The organism is Acidobacteriota bacterium (assembly GCA_026393755.1).
Classification (GTDB): Bacteria; Acidobacteriota; Vicinamibacteria; order Vicinamibacterales; family JAKQTR01; genus JBAXOX01.
Window position 1 is genome coordinate 72,221 of the sequence record JAPKZO010000032.1, and the last position, 21,408, is coordinate 93,628.

The 21,408-nt window shown below is 64.1% G+C and carries 21 protein-coding genes and 1 tRNA gene; 13 read left to right on the top strand and 9 right to left on the bottom strand.

All coding sequences use genetic code 11. The features are described 5' to 3' along the window. Positions 1-20 precede the first annotated feature (20 nt). From NTV05_13990 to NTV05_14025, 8 genes are all read right to left on the bottom strand, one after another. Positions 21-368, bottom strand: a complete 348-nt coding sequence (locus tag NTV05_13990; protein ID MCX6545507.1) for a hypothetical protein — start codon at positions 366-368, stop codon at positions 21-23. Position 369: 1 nt separating this feature from the next. Next, positions 370-1,020 carry a signal peptidase I gene (gene lepB / locus NTV05_13995; GenBank protein ID MCX6545508.1) on the bottom strand — a complete coding sequence of 217 codons (651 nt, stop codon included), beginning with the start codon at positions 1,018-1,020 and terminating at the stop codon, positions 370-372. Continuing rightward, the gene (lepA, locus tag NTV05_14000) at positions 1,021-2,829 is read right to left on the bottom strand and encodes a translation elongation factor 4 (GenBank protein MCX6545509.1); all 1,809 of its coding nucleotides are present in this window, start codon (positions 2,827-2,829) and stop codon (positions 1,021-1,023) included. It lies immediately after the preceding gene. Between the two features lie 97 nt (positions 2,830-2,926). After that, the gene (locus tag NTV05_14005; protein ID MCX6545510.1) at positions 2,927-3,343 is read right to left on the bottom strand and encodes a hypothetical protein; all 417 of its coding nucleotides are present in this window, start codon (positions 3,341-3,343) and stop codon (positions 2,927-2,929) included. Positions 3,344-3,351: 8 nt separating this feature from the next. Further along, complete coding sequence (locus NTV05_14010; GenBank protein ID MCX6545511.1) at positions 3,352-4,851, bottom strand: glycosyltransferase family 2 protein; 1,500 nt, start codon at positions 4,849-4,851, stop codon at positions 3,352-3,354. A 303-nt stretch (positions 4,852-5,154) separates the two neighbouring features. Continuing rightward, positions 5,155-5,469 (bottom strand): type II toxin-antitoxin system Phd/YefM family antitoxin, encoded by a 315-nt coding sequence (locus NTV05_14015; GenBank protein ID MCX6545512.1) that lies wholly within the window; start codon positions 5,467-5,469, stop codon positions 5,155-5,157. Beyond that, the gene (locus NTV05_14020; GenBank protein MCX6545513.1) at positions 5,466-5,864 is read right to left on the bottom strand and encodes a type II toxin-antitoxin system VapC family toxin; all 399 of its coding nucleotides are present in this window, start codon (positions 5,862-5,864) and stop codon (positions 5,466-5,468) included. Before NTV05_14020 ends, NTV05_14015 begins: the two co-directional genes overlap by 4 nt. A gap of 207 nt (positions 5,865-6,071) precedes the next feature. Beyond that, positions 6,072-6,851, bottom strand: a complete 780-nt coding sequence (locus tag NTV05_14025) for a carboxypeptidase-like regulatory domain-containing protein (protein MCX6545514.1) — start codon at positions 6,849-6,851, stop codon at positions 6,072-6,074. Between the two features lie 609 nt (positions 6,852-7,460). On the opposite strand from NTV05_14025, the gene larB reads away from it, so the two are divergent. The 12 genes from larB (at position 7,461) to NTV05_14085 (ending at position 19,569) form a co-directional block, all read left to right on the top strand. Further along, positions 7,461-8,219 (top strand): nickel pincer cofactor biosynthesis protein LarB, encoded by a 759-nt coding sequence (gene larB / locus NTV05_14030; protein MCX6545515.1) that lies wholly within the window; start codon positions 7,461-7,463, stop codon positions 8,217-8,219. 162 nt (positions 8,220-8,381) lie between these two features. Next, complete coding sequence (locus tag NTV05_14035) at positions 8,382-10,880, top strand: endonuclease MutS2 (GenBank protein ID MCX6545516.1); 2,499 nt, start codon at positions 8,382-8,384, stop codon at positions 10,878-10,880. Beyond that, a complete protein-coding gene (gene dnaG / locus NTV05_14040) occupies positions 10,880-12,643 on the top strand; it encodes a DNA primase (GenBank protein ID MCX6545517.1) in 1,764 nt (587 codons plus the stop codon). The genes NTV05_14035 and dnaG overlap by 1 nt, the downstream gene beginning before the upstream one ends. 12 nt (positions 12,644-12,655) lie before the next feature. After that, positions 12,656-14,338: an RNA polymerase sigma factor RpoD gene (gene rpoD / locus NTV05_14045; GenBank protein MCX6545518.1), complete on the top strand. Its 1,683-nt coding sequence runs from the start codon at positions 12,656-12,658 to the stop codon at positions 14,336-14,338. Between the two features lie 82 nt (positions 14,339-14,420). Beyond that, positions 14,421-14,496: transfer RNA gene (locus NTV05_14050), tRNA-Ile, on the top strand. An 8-nt stretch (positions 14,497-14,504) separates the two neighbouring features. Then, positions 14,505-15,257 carry a C4-type zinc ribbon domain-containing protein gene (locus NTV05_14055; protein MCX6545519.1) on the top strand — a complete coding sequence of 251 codons (753 nt, stop codon included), beginning with the start codon at positions 14,505-14,507 and terminating at the stop codon, positions 15,255-15,257. Beyond that, positions 15,257-15,784, top strand: a complete 528-nt coding sequence (locus NTV05_14060) for a ribonuclease HI family protein (protein MCX6545520.1) — start codon at positions 15,257-15,259, stop codon at positions 15,782-15,784. Before NTV05_14055 ends, NTV05_14060 begins: the two co-directional genes overlap by 1 nt. Before the next feature lie 123 nt (positions 15,785-15,907). Then, entirely contained in the window at positions 15,908-16,156 is a 249-nt protein-coding gene (locus tag NTV05_14065; protein MCX6545521.1) for a hypothetical protein, read from the top strand. A gap of 730 nt (positions 16,157-16,886) precedes the next feature. Then, on the top strand, positions 16,887-17,264 hold the full coding sequence (locus tag NTV05_14070) for a hypothetical protein (GenBank protein ID MCX6545522.1): 378 nt from the start codon (positions 16,887-16,889) through the stop codon (positions 17,262-17,264). A 34-nt stretch (positions 17,265-17,298) separates the two neighbouring features. After that, positions 17,299-17,733 (top strand): DUF6334 family protein, encoded by a 435-nt coding sequence (locus NTV05_14075; protein MCX6545523.1) that lies wholly within the window; start codon positions 17,299-17,301, stop codon positions 17,731-17,733. 749 nt (positions 17,734-18,482) lie between these two features. Further along, entirely contained in the window at positions 18,483-18,878 is a 396-nt protein-coding gene (locus NTV05_14080) for a hypothetical protein (protein ID MCX6545524.1), read from the top strand. Between the two features lie 196 nt (positions 18,879-19,074). Beyond that, a complete protein-coding gene (locus NTV05_14085; protein MCX6545525.1) occupies positions 19,075-19,569 on the top strand; it encodes a hypothetical protein in 495 nt (164 codons plus the stop codon). 403 nt (positions 19,570-19,972) lie between these two features. Here NTV05_14085 and pgeF read toward each other — a convergent pair whose 3' ends face one another. Next, a complete protein-coding gene (gene pgeF / locus NTV05_14090) occupies positions 19,973-20,818 on the bottom strand; it encodes a peptidoglycan editing factor PgeF (protein MCX6545526.1) in 846 nt (281 codons plus the stop codon). Positions 20,819-20,827: 9 nt separating this feature from the next. On the opposite strand from pgeF, the gene acpS reads away from it, so the two are divergent. After that, entirely contained in the window at positions 20,828-21,211 is a 384-nt protein-coding gene (acpS, locus tag NTV05_14095) for a holo-ACP synthase (GenBank protein ID MCX6545527.1), read from the top strand. Positions 21,212-21,408: the final 197 nt, after the last annotated feature.

The window sequence follows — 21,408 nt, forward strand, 5'->3', positions numbered from 1 at the left end:
GTCCGCGCGGCGACTCCGGGCTACTTGGTTCGACCGCCCGGCATCCGCCAGCTCTCGGCGTTGACCGCGAACGTCCAATTGTACTGGTACCAGGGCAGGATCTGAACGGGCCTCGTGTAGACGACGTCGATGTAGATGTGATCCATCACCTTGCGGATGCTGACGCCGGCCGGATCGATCCGGATCCCGATCTTGCTGCCCTCCGCGACCACCACGGTGCGCGTCTCGTCATCATCCCGGTCCCCGCGGAATTCGGCGACCTGGCGGACTGAATCCTCGAACTTGAAGTGGTCCAGTTGGGCGGATCCTGCCTGCCAGGCGGCATAGAGCACAAGCGCGGCGATGGCGAGTTTGATGAGTTTGCCCATACTAGTGGATCTGATGCAACAGACGACCCCAGCGTGTGCTGGTCAGGAGGCTGAACAGCCCGCCGGCATCGGGGTCGTACGACCAGTAAATCATCAGCGCCTGTCCCTTGATGTTATCGCGGGGCAGGAACCCCCAGTAGCGCGAGTCCTCCGAATTGTCGCGGTTATCGCCCATCACGAACAGCATACCCGACGGCACGATCTCCGGGCCGTACTGCTCGCGCCTTTCGTCTGAGGTCACCTCGACCAGCGTTCCGCCATCCGAGCGCGGAAGATAGTGGGCATACGGTTCATCGAGCGGCCGCCCGTTGATGTGGATTTGGTGGTTCTTCAACTCGACCGTCTCCCCGGGCAGGCCGATGACGCGCTTGATAAAGTCGCGCTCAGGATCGGTCGGAAACTTGAACACCACAATATCGCCGCGCCGGACCGCCCGGGTGGGCAGCAGTCCCCGTTCGACCGCCGAATCCGTCGGCGAAAAGACGAACTTGTTGACCAGCAGGTGATCGCCGACCAGCAGGTTGGGCTCCATCGATCCGGTCGGAATCTTGAACGCCTGAACGACAAACGTCCGGATGAACAGCGCCAGGATGACGGCGATGACAATCGACTCGAAGTACTCGCGCGCCACGGACTTCCTGAACTCGGGCACCTACTCCTCCGTTCCCATCTTGAGCACGGCGAGAAACGCCTCCTGGGGAATCTCCACGCGGCCGACGCGCTTCATGCGCTTCTTGCCTTCCTTCTGCTTCTCGAGCAGTTTGCGCTTGCGGGAGATGTCGCCGCCGTAGCACTTCGCGAGCACGTTCTTCCGCATGGCCTTCACGGACTCGCGGGCCACAATCCGGCCGCCGATGGCCGCCTGGATGGCCACCTCGAACATCTGCCGCGGGATCAGTTCTCGCATCTTCTGTGCCAGCGCCCGCCCGCGCTGGTACGAGGCATCCCGATGCACGATGGTCGACAGGGCATCGACCGGGTCGCCGTTGACCAGGATGTCGAGCTTGACCAGCGGCGATTCCCAGTATCCGCTCACATGATAATCGAGTGACGCATAGCCGCGCGAGATTGTCTTGAGCCGATCGTAGAAATCGAGCACCACCTCGTTGAACGGCATCTCGTAGGTGATCAGGACGCGTGCGGTGGCCAGGTACTCGAGCGTCTTCTGCACACCACGCTTCTCCTGACACAGGTTCAGGATGCCGCCGACGTGCTCGGCCGGGGTCAGGATCATCGCGGTGATGACGGGCTCTTCGAACTTCTGGATTCTCCCGACATCTGGCAGCTTGGCCGGGCTGTCGATGTCGTGCACCTCGCCATCGGTCGTCGTCACGCGGTACAGGACGCTCGGGGCCGTGGTCACCAGATCCTGGTCGAATTCGCGCTCGAGCCTCTCCTGCACGATATCCATGTGCAGGAGGCCCAGGAAGCCGCACCGGAACCCGAAACCAAGCGCCGCCGAACTCTCCGGCTCGTAGAAGAACGATGCGTCGTTGAGGCGCAGCTTCTCCAGGGCATCCCGCAGTTGCGGGTACTCGTGCCCCTCCACCGGATACAGCCCGGCGAACACCATCGGCTTCAATTCGCGGAAGCCTGGGAACGGCTGCACGGCCGGGCGGGACACCTCCGTGACGGTGTCGCCAAGCCGGGCGTCGCTCACCTTCTTGATCCCCGCGGCGATGAACCCGACTTCCCCGACGCCGAGCTCATCCATCTCGACGGGCTTGGGAGTGAACGCGCCGACCTGCTCGACTTCGTACTCCTGCCCCTCGGCCATCAGACGGATCTTCATGTGCGGCCGGATGACGCCGTCGAGCACCCGAAGGACGATGACGACGCCGCGGTACGGGTCGTACCAGGAATCGAAGATGAGGGCCTTGAGCGGCGCGGCCGGATCGCCTTCCGGCGGCGGGAGGCGTTCGACAATCGCTTCGAGCACGTCGTGCACGCCGATGCCGGATTTCGCGCTCGCGAGGATGGCGTGAGAGGGATCGAGGCCGATGATCTCGGCCAGCTGCCGGCGCGATTCCTCGGGCTGCGCGCTGGGCAAGTCGATCTTGTTGATGACGGGAATGATCTCGAGGTTGTTGTCAACGGCGAGATACGCGTTGGCGAGCGTCTGCGCCTCGACGCCCTGCGAGGCGTCGACAATCAGCACTGCGCCTTCGGAGGCGGCGAGCGACCGGGTGACCTCGTAGGAGAAGTCGACGTGCCCGGGCGTGTCGATCATGTTGAGCACGTACTGCCGGCCGTTGTCCGCGGCGTAGGTCAGCCGGACCGGATGCGCCTTGATCGTGATGCCGCGCTCGCGCTCGAGATCCATCGAGTCGAGCACCTGCGCCTCGATCATCTCGCGCGGCTGCAGCGCGCCGGTCAGTTCGAGAAATCGGTCCGCCAGCGTCGACTTGCCGTGGTCGATGTGCGCGATGATCGCGAAGTTCCTGATGTACTGCTGGTCCATCTGCGTCTACGGATTCTTTCGATGATACCCCGAAGAAAATGGGGTCAGGCCCCATTTTCAAGGACCGTGGAAAAATCAGGCCAGGCCCAATCGCTGGCTATCGCCGCTTCACGACCGGACGGTAGATGAGACCGACGATGGCGCCGTAAATCGCCATCTCGATGATGCTGTCGACGATCATCGCCGCCGCGAAGGCTGCCGAGATTGGCATCATCACGTAGCCCCACACGCCGCCAAACACGGCGAGCAGCAGCCCTATCAGGACCCCGTATCGCAGTCCTTCGACCAAGCCGGCGCCGCCCTCGTAGCCCTTGGCGTACGCATACGAGAACACGAAAAACCCGACGAGCGATGCGCCGTACCCCAGCACGAGGTTCATGTCCGACGCCGCTCTCAGCAGCGCGGCGTCCTGGCGGGAAAGACCTGGCAGAACGATACCCCAGATGAGGCCGCTCAGGCCGAGGTGCGCGAACCAGCCCACCAGCGCCGCGGCCGCCAGTCGCCCGAAGTGCATCCGGGTTCCTACTTGCCGCGGGCGACTTGTGTGCTCAGCACGACGCCGCTGCCGCCGAATTGCTGGACGAGCGACATGAGCCCCATGTAGAGGAACCCGAACTGGAACAGCACCAGGAACGGCAGCGTGCCGTAGATGCCGTGGGCCAGCGCGTAGAACACCGTCATCGTGAAGTAGAGCCCCAGCGCCGTTTCGATGAGCGGCTGGATGGCCACCACCTGGCGGTACTTCTTGGCGCCCCAGTCGTCGGACCCGCGTTCGATGCCGTACTTGGGGGTGCGCGCGAAGGCCGACTCGTGGCCCATCATCGCCTCGATCACCGCCCGGGTGTTGTTGACGGCGAGGCCGATGCCAATCGACATCAGGAACGGAATGTACCGCAACCGCGCCTTCCAGTCGGGATACAGCTCACGCTGCGATACGACGTAGAAGTTCGCCACCGACGCGGTGGCCAGGAAGAACAGCGGCACGTCGATCAGCAGCATCTCGTACCAGCCCATGTTGTAGCGAATCACCATCGCCGGGAACATGAGGACCGAGAGGAGCGACATGAGCAGGTAGTTGAAATTCGCCGTGAGGTGGAAGAACGCCTCCGCCTTCACCCCAAACGGCAGATCCGACTGGAGGATGCGCGGGAGCACCTTCAGGCACACCTGAATCGAGCCTTTCGCCCAGCGGTGCTGCTGCGACTTGAAGGCGTTCATTTCGACCGGCACCTCAGCAGGCGCGACCAGGTCGGGCAGGAAGAGGAACTTCCAGCCCAGCAGCTGTGCCCGATAGCTCAGGTCGAGATCCTCGGTGAGCGTGTCGTGCTGCCAGCCGCCGGCCGCGGGAATGACCTCGCGGCGCCACACGCCGGCCGTGCCGTTGAAGTTGAAGAAGTGCCCCGCGCGGTTGCGCCCGCCGTGTTCCAGGACGAAGTGGCCGTCGAGCAGGATGGCCTGGGCCTTGGTCAGCAGCGAGAAATCGGCGTTGACATGGCCCCAGCGGGCCTGCACCAGGCCGATCTTCTCGTCCTGGAAGTACGGGATCGTCTTCTGCAGGAAGTCGACGCTCGGAATGAAGTCCGCATCGAAGATGGCCACGAACTTGCCGCGCGCCACCTTCAAGCCGGCATCGAGGGCGCCCGCTTTGAACCCGGTCCGGTTGGTGCGATGGATGAGCGTGATGTCGAACCCTTCGGCCGCCAGCCGATCCACGGCGCGCTGGGCCACCTCGGTTGTCTCGTCGGTCGAGTCGTCGAGCACCTGGATCTCCATCAACTCGCGCGGGTAGTCGATTCGCGCGGTCGCCTGGAGCAGGCGATCGGTCACATACATCTCGTTGAAGAGCGGCAGCTGAATCGTGACCACGGGCAGAAGACCGTCCCAGGCCGGAGTCGGCCCGGGGACCTTGTCCTTGTTCTTCATGTAGGCGTAGACCAGATAGTAGCGGTGCCACCCGTAGACGCCCAGGATGACGAGGACAAAGAAGTACAACCCGAGGATGAGAGATTCAAGTGGGCTCATGAGTGTTTGGCCAGTCCAGTGTCGTGCCTCAGGGCACAATCGATCATTTTACAGCCGTCCTGCAGAAAAGCCTAGTCTGGCGCGGTCTCGCGCGGTTTTGCTGGAGATTTCGCACATCGCGGAGGCGGGAAGAACGACTTGTTACAACCTCATTTTGCTGGCGCAGTGGTCGAGTCTTCGAAAACCCCGAGTTCGCGCCTGCGCACGCCAACTGTGTTGTCCACGCACAGCTTCGGACGAATGCCGACACTGCCGCTCACGAAGAACGTCTCCCCCTTGATCACATCGGCTGACCACCGGCGCTCAGCCGCGCACGCGCCCCACTGTCTTGGAAGTGGAGCGCTTCGCGCGCGTCTGCTGCATGCGTGTGTTCGCCGGCGCTTGTGGCAGCAACCGTCCCGTCGATCGTCGGCTTGCCCGAACGAGATCGACGAGTTCCGGGGCGGTCAGACTGGACTCAACTCCGGGCACGTCGAGCGGCGACCCTCCGCGAAGAGCCGGCTGCACGAGGAACAGTTCACCGTCGCGACGCCGGATTTGCGCCTGCCCTTCGCGCTTGGCCTGCCGCAATACATCAGCAAACCGCTGGCGCGCCTCCGAGTAGGTGTACACCTTCATGTCGGTAACTCCATGACCGAGACGCCGATCGACCGCGCGGCCCGAGCCAGGGCCGCGTCGAGTGTGAGCAAGGGCGCCCCTTCCCTTCGGGCCGCTTCCAACATGTAGGCGTCGTAGGCGTAGACGCGAAGCGCGACTGCCAGCTCCAGCGCTTTGGCAACGTCGAGCTGTGCCAGGCGCACCGAAATCATGCGGTAACTTGCCCAAGCCGTCAGGACCATTTCCTCGGTAAGTCTGCGTTTCCGGACTCCGGCAATTAGGGCGTTCCCGACTTCCCACGGGAGCGACGGCGCCGAGATCAGAGAGCACCCGTCGGTCACGGCGATGAGCGCCGCCCGCGACGGTTCACTGAGTAACACGGCGAGAATGGCGGACGTGTCGATGGCGATGGTCACTGGGCGATCCTGCATTTTGTACAATTGTACAACTAGAACGGTTGCCGTTCAATGGTAGGCGTTCTGTCCGGCTGACCACCGCGCTTCACCCGCGACGCTTCACGATCGCACTAGGAACCGTCGGTTGGATGCGCCTGTCAGGCTCCGTACCCACCTGGCTCCGACCGCCTGTTTGCGTCGTGAATAGCAACGACACTCCTGCCGGGTTCACCGTTCCCGGCCCATGGCTCGCAACGTCGAGAGAAAATCGGCGGTGGTCATGCTGGCTGTGCTCACGGGCGAGTGGAAACTGACGACTTGGTCTCCGGTGATCAAGAACGCGTAGTAGGGCCCGGCCAAACGCCACAGTTCCTGCTTGGACCCGACCAAGAAAACGATCATCTGTTGGCCGATTCGGTAAGGCGTGCGCTCGCTCACCCAGTTCTCTTGCCTGAACACGAGTTGACGCCTGGCCTGCGTCTCTGCGCCGCTCTTGAGACTCTCGATGACGTCGGCCGTATGTAGAACGTCGTTGGTGGGACATTCTGACCGCACCGGGTTCGTTGCCACAATGCGGACATAGGCAACGATGGCTGCCTGTTTCCACGCCGCGCCGAGGCTGCCAGGCACGGGCCAGTCGACCTCCCAGAGAGGAGCCAGACAGAGCGCGAAGTCTAACGGACTCACCAATTGGCCATCGCGAAGCGCGATGCCCTCCCGCTTCGTGGTCACGAACCCCACCAGGGACGCTGTGATGGAGTAGGTCCCGGCGGGTAAGCCCGCGAGACGATAGCACCCGGACGAATCGGTGACGGCGCGCTGCTGTGTGCTCGAGCCGGAAGCGATAACTTCCGCGCCCGGAAACACCGCCCCGCTCTTGTCCGTGACGCATCCGCTGATGCTGCCCTGTCCATTGGCGGCGGCTGGCGCGAGAGCGAAAGCGAACACAAGCCACGCGACGTTCCACCCGTGCGAAAGAGGCGCTCGACGTTGGTGACGGGAGTGCATATCGACTGTCTCCATTGCGTCTGCGCGGTACCGAGGTCTCAACGCCAGTAAGCCTAACGTCTCAAATGAACCGCGTGCGTTCACGAGCCAGCGCGTCGGCTCCATTTGGATGTTAGCCAGCTCCTTGCGAGGTGACCGTTCCTACCTCTTCTTTCGGAACGCAAGCCTCGCCCTTGAACGTGATCCAGTCGAATGCGTCTCCTTGTCGCCCGTCACCGAGCACAACGTCCCGGACCTGAAAGTCAGTGATGACAAACGACAGCCGGCCTCGGCCGAGTTGGTCCATTCGCTTCAGGGTTTCCTCCGCCGACCGAAGGTCAATGGCGGCCCTGGCTGCATCGTAGTCCGCGCGCGTCACCACGAATCGAAGCGGACGCTCTTGACGTCCCGCCGTGGGACGACCCGGCGACCGCATCGGAGAACGTCCCGCACGACATGACCGACGACGTCTCGGTGTTCCCATCGCAACTCGTCACCGTTGAGGCGTTGCAACGACCGGTTGAATCCACCCGGCATTCTTGCGCCGGAAATGCGGCCATTATCGACATGGGGTCCGGAATCGGTGATCATAGCCCCCATGTGCTGTGGACTCAAACGCCGGGCCGCCCGATGAACCCGCCTCTCATCCACGAGGTGCTCGCGCAGTTGCAGGACGGGGCGCTGACGCTGGAGGCCGCGGAAGCGCGCCTGACCGAGTACGTGCGCGGCCTGCCATTCGAGGATCTGGGATTTGCCCGCGTGGACCATCACCGGGCCATCAGGCTCGGCATGCCGGAAGTGATCTTCGGCTTGGGCAAGACTCCCGAACAGATTGCCGCGATTGCCGCCAGAATCGCCAGCCGCGGCCAGACGCTCCTGGTGACCCGGGCCAGCCGCGCCGCGTACGACGCGGTCGTGGCCGAGGTGCCCGACGCCACGTATCACGGGGAGGCGCACGTCATCGCACGGCGCCAGGACGACCTTCCTCGGGGCACGGGCACCATCCTGATCGCGTCGGCCGGCACCTCGGACCAGCCGGTGGCCGAGGAAGCCGCCATCTGCGCCGAAGTGATGAACAACGAGATCGACCGGCTCTATGACGTGGGCGTGTCCGGGTTGCATCGGCTGCTCAGCTCCCGCGACCGCCTGGATGCCGCGCGGGCGGTGATCGTCGTGGCGGGCATGGAAGGCGCGCTGCCGAGCGTCATTGGTGGGCTGGTGCGCGTGCCCGTGATTGCCGTACCCACCAGCGTCGGCTACGGCGCCAGTTTCGGTGGGGTGGCGGCGTTGCTCGGAATGCTGAACTCGTGCGCGCCAGGCGTGGCGGTGGTCAACATCGACAACGGATTCGGCGCGGCCTGCATTGCCAGCCAAATCAATCACTTATAGCTGAATACCTCTTGACTCCAGGGGCCCGGGCGGCAGATATTTAAGAGTTGCGAGTGTCTAGCCGCCATGCTAATCTAAAGGGCTTTCCTCGGGTCGAAGGCGGTCGGCCGAGCAATAGGGGGTCATCCCCTCAAGTTGAGTCCCAGGGGTCCCTGACAGATCATGCATCCAGCCGTCCTGCAGGCGCTCGAATTCACACGCATCATCGATGTCGTGTGCAGTTTCGCCGCCACCCCGCTGGGGGAAGCGCGGCTCGCGAGCCTGCGGCCGTCGTCTGATCCACGCCGGGTGGCACAGTGGCAGGCGGCAACCTCCGAAGGCGTCCGGTTCAACGAGCACGCAGGGGGGTTCGCGCTGACGGCGCCCAAAGACCTGGCCTCGATCCTGGCCAGCCTGGCCATCGAGGGGCGCGCCCTCGAACCGCTTCGACTGATCGCGCTCGCGGACTACCTCGATTCGGCCGACGCGACACGCGCCGCGATCAAGCGGGCAGAAGGATCGTTCCCGACGCTCAAGGCGCTGGCCGAATCCGGCGCGTCGTTCCGCACCGAGACCACCGAGGCGCGGCGCAAGATCGATCCCTCGGGCGAGGTCGTAGACGAGGCGACGCCGGAGTTGCGCGCGCTGCGCGATCGGCTTCGCCGCCAGCGAACCAGACTCCGAGGCACGTTCGAGTCGTTCCTGCGCAATAAAGATACGGCCAAGTACCTGCAGGAGCAGATCGTCACCGATCGCAACGGCCGCTTCGTGCTGGTGGTGCGCGCCGAGCATCGGTCGGCCATTCCGGGCATCATCCACGGCAGTTCGGCCAGCGGCGCGAGCCTCTTCCTCGAACCGCTCAGCACGGTCGAGATCAACAACGACATCGTCGCGCTGGAACAGCAGGAGGCCGAGGAAGTCCGGCGAATCCTGCTGCACCTGACCGATCAATTCCGCCGGCGGGCCCTCGATCTGCAGCGGACCATCGAGTCGGCGACCGAGCTCGACGTCATCCAGGCGAAGGCGCGGTTCTCGGCGGTCATCAACGGCGTCGAGCCGGCCGTATCGGCCGATGGGGCCTTCGAACTGCTGGCGGCCCGCCACCCGCTGTTGATGCCGGCGGTGACCAGCCGGCTGACGGACGCGCGGCCTGCGGCCTCGGGAGCCGATGCCGAGCGAGACGCGAACCCGAACGCGCCAGCGCGTACAGATGATCCGCAGCCCGTCGATATTCGGATGATCCCGCCCACGACCGCGCTCGTGATCACCGGACCGAACACGGGCGGAAAGACGGTCGCGCTCAAGACGGCGGGCCTGCTCGTGCTGATGGCCCAGGCCGGCCTGCACGTGCCCGCCGCGGGCGGGTCGCGGCTGCCGGTGTTCAGGTCGGTGTTCGCCGACATCGGCGACGAACAGTCGATCGCCGCCAGCCTGAGCACGTTCTCGTGGCATATGACCAACATCGTGCAGATGGATCGGTCGCTGGCGTTGCCGGCGCTCGTGCTGCTCGACGAGGTCGGCGTCGGCACGGATCCGATCGAAGGCGGTGCGCTCGGCCTCGCCATCGTCGACCATCTTCGGCGGCGTGGCGCGCACTTGGTCGCGACGACGCACTACGAGCAGTTGAAGACGTATGCGGCCACCACCGAAGGGGTGGCGGGCGCTGCGTTTGGTTTTGATGCCGACACGTTTGCCCCGACCTACCGCCTGGTCTACGGCACCGCGGGCCGCAGTCTGGCGCTCGAGATCGCGTTGCGGCTGGGATTGAATCCGACGATTCTCGATGAGGCGCGACGCAACATCAGCGCGCGCGAGGCGCAACTGGCGGAGCATCTCGCCAAGATCGACGCGGATATCAGGAGTCTCGAGCACGAGCAGAGGCTGGTCGGACGCGAGCGGGAAGCGCTGGCCGAAGCCGAATTGCGCCTGCGGACGCGCGAACAGTCGCTCAAGGAGAAGGAAGACCGCGCGCGGCAGCGCGTCGACACCGAGCTCGAGGCTCGGGTGCGCGCCGCGAGGCAGGAAATCGACGGGGTGGTCGACGGCCTGCGGATGCAGGTGGAGCGCTTGAACGCCGAGGCGGCCAGGCGCGCGCAGCAGGGATCGCAACTGCCGACCAGTGAGGCGGGAACCGCGAGGGCGGGGGCGCGCGCGGCCCTCGACAAGGTCGCCGAGCGCATTCACGAAAGTTCCACCAGCGAAGTGGCGGCACCGGCCGTCGACGCCGGCGCCGCAGCAGCTGTCGGCGATCGGGTCACGCTCCAGGGGATCGGGCTCGAGGGCCGGGTGGTGGCCATCTACGGAAGCGAGGCCGAGATCGACGTGCGCGGCAAGCGGCTGCGGGCGCGCACCGCCGAACTCCACGTCGTTGGCAGCGCGGCGAGCGCGCCGCCGGCGAAGGTCAACGTGAGCGTGCAGGTGCAGGCCCACGAAGCGACCGGGACCGATATCAACGTGATTGGCTGCACGGTAGACGAGGCGCTGGGCCGCGTCGAGCGGTTCCTGGACAACCTGCTCATGAGCGACGAGCGGTCCGTGCGCATCATTCACGGGCACGGCACCGGGCAGCTGCGTCGCGCGATCGCGGAGTTTCTCCAGCGCCACCCGCTGGTGGCACACCATCAGCCGGCCCCGCCCGAACAGGGCGGCGGCGGGGTCACGGTGGCGGAGTTGAAAGACTAGTGGCACTGTTTCCGTCCACCTTCATCGACGACCTGCGAACCCGCGCGGATATCGTGCAGGTGATCCAGGAACACGTGTCGCTCAAGAAGGCCGGAACCAGTTACAAGGGGCTGTGCCCGTTCCACGGCGAGAAGACGCCGTCGTTCCACGTCAATGCCGAGAAGGGATTCTTCCACTGCTTCGGCTGCGGCGTGGGGGGCGACGTGATCAAGTTCGTGGAGATGCACGAGAAGGTCGGATTTGCCGAGGCCGTTCGCCACCTGGCACGCAAGGTGGGGCTGACGATTCCGGAATCCGGACCCGATGCCAGCGAGAGCGATACCCGCGAGCGCGAGACGCTGCTCAAGATCCACGAAGTGGCGGCGGCATACTTCCGAGAGCAACTCGAGGGGCCGGGCGGCGCGCGGGCACGCCAGCAGTTGACGGCGCGGGGCCTGTCGCCCGAGACCATGGCAACGCTCGGGCATGGGTACGCGAGTTCGGCCAGGGACGCGCTGAAGACCCGGCTGCTGGAGCAGGGCTTCTCGATGCCGCTGCTCGTCCGGTCGGGCCTCGTGCTCGAACGCGACAACGGCGAGATCGTGGATCGGTTCCGCAACCGCCTGATGATCCCGATTGCGCGCGACACCGGGACCGTCGTCGCCTTTGGCGGTCGGGCGATGGATGCCGACCAGGTGCCGAAGTACCTCAATTCGCCGGAGACGCCGATCTATACGAAAGGCCGGACGCTGTACGGCCTGAACCACACGAAACCGTTGCTGAGAACCACTGGATTCGTGGTGCTGGTCGAGGGCTACTTCGATTTCGCTCAGGTGTTTCAGGAATGCCGGCTGCCGGTAGTGGCTTCTTGCGGCACGGCGTTGACACCCCAGCACGCGCAAATCCTGAAGCGGTTCGTTTCGAAGGTCGTGCTGAGCTTCGACCCGGACGCCGCCGGGCAGGGCGCCGCCGCGCGGTCGTGCGACCTGCTGGTGGCGGAGGGCTTCCAGGTGAACGTCGCGGTTCTGCCGGGCGGGGACGACCCGGACGCGTTCATCCAGAAGCGGGGCGGACGACAGTACAGCGCGCTGCTCCAGCAGTCGCAGCCGTATCTCGAGTACCTGCTCGACCGTACCGTCGCATCGCACGACCTGCGCAAAGACGACAGCCGGCGGGAATTCCTGCAGGAGATGCTGGGCGTGGCGGCGCGGATTCCGGATGCGGCCGCCCGGGATCAGTTCGCCGATCGGATTGCCCACCGCGCGCGGATTACGGAATCGGTGGTCCGCGACGAAATTCGCAAGGCGGCGGTCGAGCGCCGCACGACGGTTGGCACCCGCGAAATGCCTTCGCTCGGCCAGTTGAAGCCGGCCGAGCGGGGCCTGATCTGGGCGCTGCTGAATCAGCCGGACGAAGCTGTTCGTGCGCTGGCCACACTGGATCTCGAGGATGTGGAGGCGTTGGCCGGCGCTCCGATCCTGCAGCAGGCATTGGAGTTGGGGCGATCCGAGGGGAACTTCTCACCAGCATCGCTGCTGGAGCGTCTAAGTACTCAAGAGGCCCAACTGGCAACGGGCATCGCCACCGAACCCCATGCGCCCGCTCCGGCCATGGCATGCGCGCAGGCGCTGCGCCGGGTCCGATTCGAGCGTCAGAACGCCGCCGTGCAGAGTGAGATCGACCGTCTCCAGGAGTCGGGCGGCGGATCGGAAATTGATAGGTTGTGGCAGCAGAAACGTGAACTGCTCCAGCGCATCGCCGCGCTGGAGATGTCTCGCACTTAACTGGAGGATGCCTTGTCAATCGAGGACAAGTTCGACGAAGTACAGCAACTGATCATCATCGGCAAAGAGAAGGGTTACCTGCTCTATGACGAGGTGAACGATCTGCTGCGCGCTGACATCACCTCGTCGGACGACCTGGATGATCTGTTCAGCACGTTCGGCAACGCCGGGATCGAAGTGGTCGACTCCGACCAGAAGTTCCGGGAGGAGAAACCGGACGGGGACGATCTCGAGCTCGACCTGACGCCGGGCGCGCTCGACAAGACCAACGACCCGGTCCGCATGTACCTGCGGGAGATGGGCACCGTGCCGCTCCTCACGCGCGAGGGCGAGGTCGAGATCGCCAAGCGCATCGAGCGGGGCAAGCTGGCGGTGATCAAGGCCATCTCGCGCACGCCGACGGTGGCCGCCCGGGTCATCGAGAAGGGCGACAAGCTCAAGGTGGGCGAACGCACGATTCGCGAACTGGTGATCTTCAATGACGAGGAGATCACCGACGAGCGCCTCGAAGAGCGCACGCGGGAAGTGCTGCGGCAGACCGATGCCGTCAAGAAGGCCCGCGTGGTGTACGACAAGGCGCAGGAGAAGCTGGACGCGACGCCCAAGAAGGACAAGCGCAAGTATCGCCGGGTGCGGTGGAAGGCGATGCGGGCGCGGATCAAGGTCTCGCAGCTGATTCGCGTCATCGAGTTCACCGAGGGCGTCAAGCGCCGGCTGATCGAAGATATCAAGGAAGCCGTCGAACGCGTCCAGCGCGTCCAGCGGGATGCCGATCAGGTCGACCGGCAGCTGAACGCGAAGAGCCGCAGGACAAAGCTCAAGGAAGACGACCGCAAGGTCGCCATGGTGAAGCATCGCGAGCTTCGCGGCGAGGTCAAGCGGCTGGCCGATGATCTGGGAGAGACGCCTGTCTACCTGCGCCAGACGCTCGACACGATCCGGCGCGGCGAGGCGCAGGCCGAACAGGCCAAGAAGGAGCTGGTCGAGGCCAACCTCCGCCTGGTCGTGTCAATCGCCAAGAAGTACACGAATCGCGGCCTGCAGTTCCTGGATCTCATCCAGGAAGGCAACATCGGGTTGATGAAGGCCGTCGACAAGTTCGAGTACCGGCGCGGCTACAAGTTCTCGACGTACGCGACGTGGTGGATCCGCCAGGCCATCACCAGGGCCATCGCCGATCAGGCGCGCACGATCCGCATTCCCGTGCACATGATCGAGACGATCAACAAGCTCATCCGGACGTCGCGGTCGCTGGTGCAGGAACTCGGGCGCGAACCCACATCAGAGGAAATCGCACAGCGCATGGACATCCCCGTCTCCAAGGTGCGCAAGGTGCTGAAGATCGCCCAGGAGCCCATCTCGCTCGAGACCCCGATTGGCGAGGAGGAGGATTCGCATCTCGGCGACTTCATCGAGGATCGCAATGTGGTGTCGCCGGCCGAGGCGGTCATCAACCTGAACCTCAAGGAACAGACCGACTCGGTGCTCAAGACGCTGACCCCGCGCGAGGAGAAGGTCATCAAGATGCGGTTTGGCGTCGGCGACGGCTCCGAACACACGCTGGAAGAGGTGGGCCAGAATTTCGCAGTCACGCGCGAGCGCATCCGGCAGATCGAAGCCAAGGCGCTCCGCAAGCTGCGCCACCCGTCCCGCAGCCGGAAGTTGCGGGCGTTTCTCGAGGGACGATCCGAGTAGGGGCGCGATTCATCGCGCCCGAGCAGAGGCACGGAGCACGCTTCTTGCTTCTTGATTCTTAGTTCTGACGATAAGCTATCGTGGGCCCATAGCTCAGTGGTTAGAGCCGCCGGCTCATAACCGGCCTGTCCCAGGTTCGAATCCTGGTGGGCCCACCAGAACCGATATGCATCCTGATCTTGAACACGTCATCCGGCTTCAGAAACTCGAGGACGCGGCCGAACAGGCTCGTCGGACGGTCGCCAGCGAACCGGCCCGGCACCAGGAACTCGACGCCAGACTGGCCGCCGCCCAGGCCGAACTCGATGGCGAGCGCCAGCGCCTGGCCGCCAACCAGACGAGCCGGCGCGAAATTGAGAAGGAACTGGCCGGGCAACAGGTCAGGCTGTCGAAGTTCAAGAACCAGTTGATGGAGGTCAAGACCAACCGCGAGTACCAGGCGGTGCAGAAGGAGATCGAGGTCGCCCAGCATGAGATTCAGACGCTCGAGGATCACCTGCTGGAACGGATGATCGAGTTCGACGAAGTGACGCGACAGGTCAAGAATGCCGAAAAGTCATTCGCGGAACGGACGATCGCCATCGAGGACGAGCGGCGCGATCTCGCGGTGCACCTCGCCGAGGCCCAGGCCGCGACGGGGCCCCTGGCTGCCGATCGCGAAGCGCTGATGGCCCAGATGAGCCGGTCGGTGGTCACCATTTTCGAGAAGGTGATGAAGTATCGCGGCATCACCGCCGTCGCCACGGTGGAAGAAGGCCGGTGCAGCGTGTGCGGGGTGCGCATGCGACCCCAGGCCTACAACGACCTGCGCCGCAACGACATGATCTTCCAGTGCGAGAGCTGCCAGCGGATCCTCTACTTCACCGGTCCACCACCCGCCCCCAACACCAATACCAACACCCCGCCCGACGCGTCGTAATGGAATTCTGGATTGACGGCGGCTCCAGAGGCAATCCCGGTCCCGCTGGTTACGGCGTGGTCGTCGGCGACGACAAAGGCCAGGTGATTGACGAACTCTACGCGTCAATTGGCGCCGCCACCAACAATGTGGCCGAGTATCGCGGCCTTCTGGCGGCGCTGCATTACGCCATTGATCACCAGTGCGAGCACATCACGATCAGGTCCGATTCGCTGCTGCTCGTCTGCCAGATGAAAGGCGAATACCGCGTCAAGAATGCCGGCTTGAAGCCGCTGCATGCCGAGGCCCGGCTGCTTGCGAGCCGGCTCGGGCGCGTGCGGTTCGTGCACGTGCGACGCGAGCAGAACGCCGAGGCCGACGCGCTGGCGAACCGGGCGATGGACGAGGGGAAGAAGCAGGACGCCAGCAGCAAGGAGCCAGAAGAAGCTGGAGGCCCGGCCTTCCCTACGACGACGCCCACGCCGGGCAGACCCGGTAACGAAAAGCACGCAGCCGGAACCTGGCCACCGACAGGGCGTTTGTTCTGAATCTGAATTCAACTCTCAGACAGTCTCCCTTTTCTTTCCTATGCGGACATTTGGCAGCGTGCACGCGGGGAATGGAACTGGAAGGAACCGGTCAACACCGTGTTCGGAGCCCACGCGCTGTTCATGCTGGAGGGTTTGGGCCAGCGGTCTGACTATCTCGGGAGCTACGCGTTCGGGTATCTCATGAACGCCTGGGATCCGATCGGACCTAATACGTGGCTGGCGAGATGGGGAGGTGCCGGCTTCAACCTGTACGACTCATTCAAGAGCGGGGGCAATCCGTTCAAGGGGTCTCTGTTCACCGGATACGAAGACCCCCGGGACTTCGTCGCGATCAATGCCGGCGCTGCCCTGTACTGGAGGACGCGATGACGTGTCGGTTATCCAGGGCTGGGCTCGTAGCGTGGACATTCCTGATCGCTGTACTTCCCCTTGGCTGCGGGGGGCGCGAGTTCGGCAGCCAAGGAGAAGCGGTCGCACATTTCCGGGCACATCGCTCGCAGTTTGAGCGAGTGGCGCAGTTGCTTCTGATCTCAAAGATCGTGTCCCTAAACGTGCCCTCGGTACCGTCGGCGAATGTCGAGTCTGACCTCGTCCGATTGAGTCGCGATCTGCGGGTGCGGAATGTTGCCCGGGTGCCAGGGGTGGAGACGGAAGAGGAGCAGTGGATCGAGTTCCGTCTCGCCCAGCGCCCGCTCCAGTCATCGTACGGCTTCCTGTACGTGCCTGATGGGCACGAGCCGGCTTTGAAGATGATTGCTTTTCTAGCGCGTTCACCGACCCACGGCATTCGCGTAATACGCCCAATCGAGGGTCGTTGGTTCTACTACGACTACGATTGATCTCCGGAGGCGCAACTCGATGTCGAGCTGTTTCCGGGATGGTTGTTCCGTTTGTGGCGCCAGGGAGGATGTTGACCTGGGCGGCGCCTGCTCCGGCTGCACGGCCTGACCGGCGCCCGGATTGATACGGCCGCGCTTGAGGACGTCGGTGATCATGTGGTCTGGGTGACGCACGGCGCCACGGAGACCGGCGAGGCGGTGGCCGTTCATCTGGAGCCGCTGACAGGTAAACTGATTGCGTTCTACGTGGGAGGTGAGCGATGAGCCGCGGAATGCGGACGTCGGGGATCGGCGCGGTCGTTCGTGCGGTCACCGCTGGCGCGGCGCGTAGCAGACGACGGGTGGCCTCCTCTCTCTCTCGCATGGGTGTCGCGGGCCTGCTGGTGCTGCTGCCGACGTCCGCGCTGGCGCAGTCGGGGCAGATCGTCGAGTACTTCCACCTCGACGCCCTGGGCTCGGTGCGCGTCGTCACCGATCAGACGGGGCAGGTAGTCGCGCGCCACGACTTTCTGCCGTTTGGGGAAGAATGGAATCCGCCGCCGAACGCGAAAGACAAGAAACTCTTCACGGGCCATGAGCGCGACGCGGAGAGCGGCGAATGGGGAGGCGGAGGCGGTCAAGGCACCGAAGATGGTTAAGCAGGCGGCGGCGAAAGCGCAGAGGTATTGAGTTGTGACTGAGACGAACGAGAACATGTTCAGCCCGTTCTTGAGCGACGAACACACCCGCACTCTTCGCGAGGTAAGAATGTATGCCTCGGCGGAGTTGCCCGATTCCGTCGAAGCCCTCGATCTCTTTTTCGATCACTTGGTCGTCCGCGTCTCCGTGGAGTCACTCGACGACACCGTCTATTGCGTTAGGCTGTCACCGCCAATTGCGGCGCCGGGCGAGCATATGGAGACCCTGACCAGTGGATTCTGGCAACCACTGCTGGGGAAGGTACTGACAGCCACGTGGCGCATGACGAATGAACGCGGGTACAACGATGCCGTGGAACTTCAGCTGAGGGATTCGATCAACCAAGGCGGCTACGCCCTCGTCCGGATTGAAGCGGCCGCATCAGGACTCTGGATCGCGGAACTGGCTCCAACTAGGTCGGTCAGGTGAAGCGATACCGCGGTGAGAAGTCACGGCCGCGCTGGCGGGCGCCTTGTGATTTCAGGTGATGTTGGATCGCGTGCCGGTGCGGGGAACGCCGAGGACCGCGTGGCGGCGCTGTGCGCCTTCGACTTCAGGTATCGACAATGTGACCATTATGGCAGAGGGTTTCCCGTACGCCATTCCCGGGGGTGGAACCTGCCCCTGCTCGAAGTGAGGGCCAACATGGGCGTCTGGCTGTTAGCACCGGCTCTCGCCGTTGGAGCATTGATCATCTGGGCCTTCAGAGTCCATTCGCGAAGATCACTCGTGAAAGGGCGCGAGCCGAAGTCGCTGGCGGATCTGCAAGCGGAAGTGCCGGATCAGGTGTCGCCAGACGTGTTCCGAGAGGTTTGGACCACGATCGGAGAAGCATTCTCGATTGATGCTCGACTGATCAGGCCGAATGACACGCTGGCGGCCCTCACGAACATGGCCAGTTGGGACTTGGGAAACGGAGAGGATGCCCTGAGCGAGTGGTTCGAGAAGGAGGGTTGGGGAAGGCCGCCTGCGCCTGCGACGGTGCTCGACTTGGCGAGGTGGGTGCAGTCCTGCCGAGCGAGGACAGAACACTGCCACAGAGCCAAGTGAGCGGTGCCGGGCGTACTCACTCGCCTGAGGTTCGAGAACGCGCCATCCTCGTGGTGGAGGAGTCCACCTGGAAGCATACCTCCCACTGGACCGGCTTTCGAGTTGACCGTTGATGTGGGAGACCGAAAATGTGTCAGAGATTCCGGATGGTTCATTTCCTGTTGGTGATAGTCCTACTGCAGGGCTGTTCAATCTGGCCTGAGTTGCCTCCGCGTCCTCCAAACGTGCCGGTGGATGCGGTGCGGCTCGGGGGAGCCAAAGCGCAGTGGTGGGTCAAGTGCTCGTACAAGTCCGGTGCCAACGTCTGCCGCGTGTTCAATGGCGGTGGCGTCGTGTTGGAGGACGACAGTGTGTACCGGCCGTACGATGGAGGGCCACCGGTGCCCGAACAGGAACTTCGAATCGATCCGCACCAGTCGATGATACAACGGTTGTACCTTGAGAACGGCCGCATCCTCCTTCTGGCCAGGGCGTTCGACTTCCACAAAGGAGCGATCGACGCGATGGGTCGCGCAAAGCGGTAAATGGGCATTTCCGAAGAAGTTCCGCGACTCCGATGCGAGCGTGATCGACGTTGGATCATGAGATTCGTGTGGGATGTCTGGCGGCGCCTCTTCAGCCGAACAATATTCCTGTACCGCCTTGGGGAGCGTCTGGCAGTGGGCACGTTGAGTCAAGCCTTCGTGCCTTTGCATGTTCCTGGACACGCGTGAGCTACGGATGTCATACCAAACAGTCTTTGACGTCACCGAGAGAGGGTACGAGTATCCGTTCCTTCCACTAGTCGCCCTCCTCTTCGTGGGTCTCGGGATCGCATGGTGGCGTCTACTGCATCGCTCACCAGCGTGGCCCCAAGGAGCCAAGAATCGCATTGTTCCCGGCGTGATGCTCTGGTTCGGGGCGTTCGTGATATCCGTGTTCTCCGCGACGGGATTCCTGCAGCACGAACGCTTGCGAAGCAGACTCCGGGCGGGTGACTACGTCCTCGTGGAAGGGCTGGTTGTGGACTTTCGTGCCGGTTCCCCGGAACAGCACGTGGCGGAGCAGTTCCGAGTGGACGGTCATTTCTACTCCTACTCCGACTACATCGTGACTCCAGGGTTCCATCGCACTCGTTCGCGGGGAGGACCCCTGAGAGAGGGACGGTGGGTCCGGATCGCCGACATCGATGGGGAGATTGCCCGTTTGGAGATTGCGACAGAAGCGACAAGGTGAGCGCAGTCGGTCACAAGCGTTGTGGGCTTGCACCTGCGCGTGCCCTGTCTCCTTCGGCGCACCGCGCCGCCATGGCGGGTCTCCTGCTCAGCGTCCGTGAGGAAACATGCAGCTACACTGGCTCTCTTGGATCGGGATTGCACTGATATTCGCGGCCAACGGTCTCTACTACGTCATGGCTCATGATGCGAACAAAGCGAGTCCACCTGACAGACGGTTGCCGTTTTGGGGAGGCCGCTCTCTGTTCTCGGTCCAGGTCAGGCATGCGGAGCTGTTCCCAGCCAGCCGAGCGCGCCTCGTGATGTGGCTTCTCGCTGGATCCGGTTTCGTCTGCTTCCTCCTCGGCGTTCTGCGGAGATTGCCGCCGTACGGGCACTAGCCTGCCCGTGTCAATCCCGAATCCCTATTCCCTGACCCGTATTACCCCCACCATCCGTCCCGCCCCCGGCCCATCGACGCGGTAGGAATGGAAGACGTCCCGGGCGCACGATGTGCAGAACCCCGCGACGTGCACGTTCTCTGTCGCCAGACCCGCCAACGCTAACTGATCCGACACGACGCTCCACATGTTGAGCCAGAGAGGCGGACGGCCGTCCGGCGACACCGGCTCCGAACCGGGCACGCCGCGCAGAGCGAGAATCGGCGGCGACGCCGTGAACCAGCCGTCGATGGCATCAGCCGAGTGGCCGGCATCCAGAAACCGGTCCCGCAGTTCGGGACCGACGCGGTAACAGCACGGCCCGATGCTCGGGCCGACGGCCGCGACCAGGTCGGCTGGGTCGGCCAGGAACGCTGAGGCGAGCGAGCGCACGGTGGCCGGGATCACACCAGAGGCCGCGCCTCGCCATCCGGCGTGGACGGCCGCGACCGCGCCCGTCCTCCGGTCACCAATCAGCACGGGCACGCAGTCGGCCACTCTTACCGTAAGGGCCACGTCCGCGCTATCGGTCACTGCGGCATCGGCGGCGCCCCACTCGTCGATCGATGCGCGCATCACATCGGTCGTCCTGATGGTCATGACACCGGCACCGTGGACCTGGCGAAGCCGGACGAGGCCCTCGCGCGGCACACCGAATCCGTGGGCGATGTTGTGCCAGCCATCACCGTTGGTGCCGTCGCCGGAGGGAATCACCGGCTGGCGGGTCGTAAAGCAATGCTGCGCGACGGCCGCCAGCGGCCGGCAGCGCAGGGCTTGGCCCCACGGATATCGCACCCACTCAAAGGCGTCGGAGGTCTGGAGTTCGGGCATACTGTCTCTATGAGTATCATCGGCATCGGGATTGACGCCACCGACATTCCGCGCATCGACCGGGCGCTCAAGCGGTTTGGTGATCGATTCGCGCAACGGTTGTTTACCGAGGCCGAAATCGCCTACTGCACCGACAAACACTACCCCGCACCGCACTTCGCCGCCAGGTTCGCCGCGAAAGAGGCCGCCATGAAAGCCCTGGGCACCGGATTGTCACAGGGCGTGACGTGGCGCGATATCGAGGTCGTGCGCGGCGGCGGCCCGCCCCGGCTCGTTCTGCGCGGCGGCGCTCTTCGGCGTTTCGAGCAACTCGGCGGAACGTCTTCTCTGCTGAGCCTGACGCACGCCGAGACGATCGCGCTCGCGCAGGTCGTGCTGACCAGCGCCGAATAGACCCGGCCAACCGCAACCCGCGTTGGCATGCGCGCCGTCAGCCTCCAGCAGCCCGATCACTTCCCCGCCCGCCCGCCGCGCCGAACTCTTTTCTCTTCCGCATGTTAGGCCGCCCGGATCCCGAGCGCGATCCGACGGCACCGGGCTTGCCCTTCGTCACGGCGTGACGCGGGCCGGCTTCAACAGTGCCGCTCCTC

What these genes read in the sequence shown, in the direction of transcription:
- NTV05_14085 (MCX6545525.1), top strand. Translation starts at nt 19,075, where the DNA reads ATGTCATACCAAACAGTCTTTGACGTCACCGAGAGAGGGTACGAGTAT.
- NTV05_14080 (MCX6545524.1), top strand. Translation starts at nt 18,483, where the DNA reads ATGTGTCAGAGATTCCGGATGGTTCATTTCCTGTTGGTGATAGTCCTA.
- NTV05_14005 (MCX6545510.1), bottom strand. Translation starts at nt 3,343, where the DNA reads ATGCACTTCGGGCGACTGGCGGCCGCGGCGCTGGTGGGCTGGTTCGCG.
- larB (MCX6545515.1), top strand. Translation starts at nt 7,461, where the DNA reads ATGAACCCGCCTCTCATCCACGAGGTGCTCGCGCAGTTGCAGGACGGG.
- NTV05_14015 (MCX6545512.1), bottom strand. Translation starts at nt 5,469, where the DNA reads ATGAAGGTGTACACCTACTCGGAGGCGCGCCAGCGGTTTGCTGATGTA.
- NTV05_14055 (MCX6545519.1), top strand. Translation starts at nt 14,505, where the DNA reads ATGCATCCTGATCTTGAACACGTCATCCGGCTTCAGAAACTCGAGGAC.
- NTV05_14035 (MCX6545516.1), top strand. Translation starts at nt 8,382, where the DNA reads ATGCATCCAGCCGTCCTGCAGGCGCTCGAATTCACACGCATCATCGAT.
- NTV05_14060 (MCX6545520.1), top strand. Translation starts at nt 15,257, where the DNA reads ATGGAATTCTGGATTGACGGCGGCTCCAGAGGCAATCCCGGTCCCGCT.
- acpS (MCX6545527.1), top strand. Translation starts at nt 20,828, where the DNA reads ATGAGTATCATCGGCATCGGGATTGACGCCACCGACATTCCGCGCATC.
- NTV05_14025 (MCX6545514.1), bottom strand. Translation starts at nt 6,851, where the DNA reads ATGCACTCCCGTCACCAACGTCGAGCGCCTCTTTCGCACGGGTGGAAC.
- lepA (MCX6545509.1), bottom strand. Translation starts at nt 2,829, where the DNA reads ATGGACCAGCAGTACATCAGGAACTTCGCGATCATCGCGCACATCGAC.
- NTV05_13990 (MCX6545507.1), bottom strand. Translation starts at nt 368, where the DNA reads ATGGGCAAACTCATCAAACTCGCCATCGCCGCGCTTGTGCTCTATGCC.
- NTV05_14010 (MCX6545511.1), bottom strand. Translation starts at nt 4,851, where the DNA reads ATGAGCCCACTTGAATCTCTCATCCTCGGGTTGTACTTCTTTGTCCTC.
- pgeF (MCX6545526.1), bottom strand. Translation starts at nt 20,818, where the DNA reads ATGCCCGAACTCCAGACCTCCGACGCCTTTGAGTGGGTGCGATATCCG.
- NTV05_14070 (MCX6545522.1), top strand. Translation starts at nt 16,887, where the DNA reads ATGAGCCGCGGAATGCGGACGTCGGGGATCGGCGCGGTCGTTCGTGCG.
- NTV05_14065 (MCX6545521.1), top strand. Translation starts at nt 15,908, where the DNA reads ATGCTGGAGGGTTTGGGCCAGCGGTCTGACTATCTCGGGAGCTACGCG.